Source organism: Streptomyces sp. NPDC002785, from assembly GCF_040295565.1.
Classification (GTDB): domain Bacteria; phylum Actinomycetota; class Actinomycetes; order Streptomycetales; family Streptomycetaceae; genus Streptomyces.
Window position 1 is genome coordinate 1 of the sequence record NZ_JBEOVN010000389.1, and the last position, 2658, is coordinate 2658.

1 protein-coding gene is annotated in these 2658 nt (G+C 66.3%); it reads left to right on the top strand.

Annotated elements, in window-relative coordinates; translation table 11 throughout:
* Positions 1–2658 (top strand): SDR family NAD(P)-dependent oxidoreductase (locus ABTZ94_RS37250; protein ID WP_351207852.1); only part of this gene is annotated, 2658 nt, incomplete at both ends.

Genomic DNA, 2658 nt, shown 5'->3' on the forward strand with positions numbered 1-2658 from the left:
CGACGAGCGGTTCTGGGAGGTGGTCGAGCGTGGTGATGTGGCGGGGTTGGCTGCTGAGCTTGATGTTGATCCTGGGTTGTCGTTGGGTGATGTTCTGCCGGCGTTGTCGTCGTGGCGGCGGCAGCGCGCCGAGCGCACTCTGGTCGACGGCTGGCGTTATCGTGCGGTGTGGAAGCCGTTGACTGATCGCTCCGTTGGTTCCGGGGCGTTGAGTGGTGTCTGGTTGGTTGTGGTTCCGGCTGGTGTGGCTGTTGGCGGTTGGGTTGGGGATGTTGTTGGGGCGTTGTCGGGGTGTGGTGCTCGGGTGGAGTTGGTTGAGGTGGGGGTTGGGGCTGACCGTGTGGGTGTGGCGGAGCGGTTGGGTGCTGCGGGTGTGGATGTTGGTGTGGTGTCGGGTGTGGTGTCGTTGTTGGCGGTTGAGGGTGTTTCTGGGTTGTTGGGTTCGGTTGGTTTGTTGCAGGGGTTGGGTGATGTGGGTGTGGGGGCGCCGTTGTGGGTGATGACGCGTGGTGCGGTGTCGGTGGGTCGTTCTGATGGGGTGGTGGATCCGGGTCAGGCTTTGGTGTGGGGTCTGGGTCGGGTTGCGGCGTTGGAGTTTCCGGAGCGGTGGGGTGGGTTGGTTGATTTGCCGGAGTTGTTGGATGGGCGTGGGGTGGTGCGGTTGGGTGGGGTGTTGGCTGGTGGTGGTGTTGAGGATCAGGTGGCGGTTCGTTCTTCGGGTGTGTTCGGTCGTCGGTTGATTCGTGCTGGTGCTGGTGCTGGTGCTGGTGCTGGTGGTGGGTTCGGGTCCGGGGGTGGGGTTGCGGGGTCTGGGTCTGGGTTTGTGGGTGGTTCGGTGTTGGTGACGGGTGGTACGGGTGCGTTGGGTGCGCATGTGGCTCGTTGGTTGGTGGGGCGGGGGGTTGGGCATTTGGTGTTGGCCAGTCGTCGTGGGCTGGAGGCGCCGGGTGCGGTGGAGTTGCGTGATGAGTTGGTTGGGGCGGGTGTTGGGGTTTCGGTGGTGGCGTGTGATGTGGCTGATCGGGGGGCGTTGGCGGGGTTGCTCGGGTCGGTTCCTGGGGAGTTTCCGTTGGTGGGGGTGGTGCATGCGGCTGGTGTGTTGGATGATGGTGTGTTGGATGGTTTGGATGCGGGTCGGGTGGAGCGGGTTCTGCGTGCGAAGGTTGTTTCTGCGTGGAATTTGCATGAGTTGACGCGTGACTTGGGTTTGTCTGCGTTTGTTTTGTTTTCTTCGGTTGCTGGTTCGGTGGGTGCGGCTGGGCAGGGTGGTTATGCTGCTGCGAATGCGTATTTGGATGCGTTGGCGGAGTTGCGTCGTGCTGAGGGGTTGACCGCGACGTCGGTGGCGTGGGGTCCGTGGGCCGGTTCCGGAATGGCCGCCGACGAGGCGCTGGAGCAGCGCATGCGCCGCGAGGGCATGCCGCCCATGGCGCCGCAGTCGGCCATCGCCGCACTTCAGCTGGCCCTCGACCTGGACGAGACCGTTGTGACGGTCGCGGACATCGACTGGGAACGGTTCCTCCCCGAGTTCACCGCCACCCGGCCGAGCGCGCTGCTCGCCGAACTGGCTGTGTCTCGTGCGGAGTCAGCGGCCATGACGAACGGCGCGCCTCGCGCAGCCATCACCAGTGGCGACACCCTGGCCGAGCGGCTGGCCCGGCTGTCCCAGGCCGAGCGCGAGCAGGTGCTGCTGGAGCTGGTCCGAGGCCAGGTCGCCGCCGTGCTCGGGCACGGCGGGGCCGACGCGGTCGATTCCGCTCGGGCCTTCAAGGAGCTGGGCTTCGACTCACTGACCGCCATCGAGCTGCGCAACCGCCTCAACGCGGCGACGGGCCTGCGTCTTTCGTCGACCCTGGTCTACGACTACCCCACCTCGGCCGCCCTCGCTGAACACCTCCGTGCGGAACTGCTCGGCGCGGCGATCGTCACTGGTGCAGCTGCCGGCACCCCGTCGCTGGTCGCGGTGGAGGATGATCCGGTCGCGATCGTGGCGATGAGTTGCCGTTTCCCGGGTGGGGTGCGTTCGCCCGAGGAGTTGTGGGCGTTGTTGACAGCCGGTCAGGATGCGGTGGCGGAGTTCCCGGCGGATCGTGGCTGGGACCTGGATTCGCTGTATGACCCGGATCCGGACCGGCAGGGGACTTCGTACACGCGTGAGGGTGGTTTCCTCTACGACGTTGCTGAGTTCGACGCGGCGTTCTTCGGTATTTCGCCGCGTGAGGCACTGGCGATGGATCCGCAGCAGCGGTTGCTGCTGGAGACGTCCTGGGAGGTCTTCGAGCGGGCGGGCATCGACCCGGCCACCCTGCGGGGCAGCCGCACCGGCGTCTTCGCGGGCACCAATGGCCAGGACTACCTGTCCCTGCTGATGAAGGCGCCCGAGGGGCTCGAAGGCCACCTGGGAACGGGTAACGCGGCGAGCGTGGTCTCCGGACGCGTCTCGTACACCTTCGGCCTGGAGGGCCCGGCGGTCACCGTCGACACGGCGTGTTCCTCGTCGCTGGTGGCGCTGCACCTGGCGGTACAGGCGTTGCGTCAGGGCGAATGCACGCTGGCGCTGGCCGGTGGTGTGACCGTGATGTCCACCCCTGAGAGCTTCGTCGACTTCAGTCGTCAGCGTGGTCTTGCCACGGACGGCCGGATCAAGGCGTTCGCGGC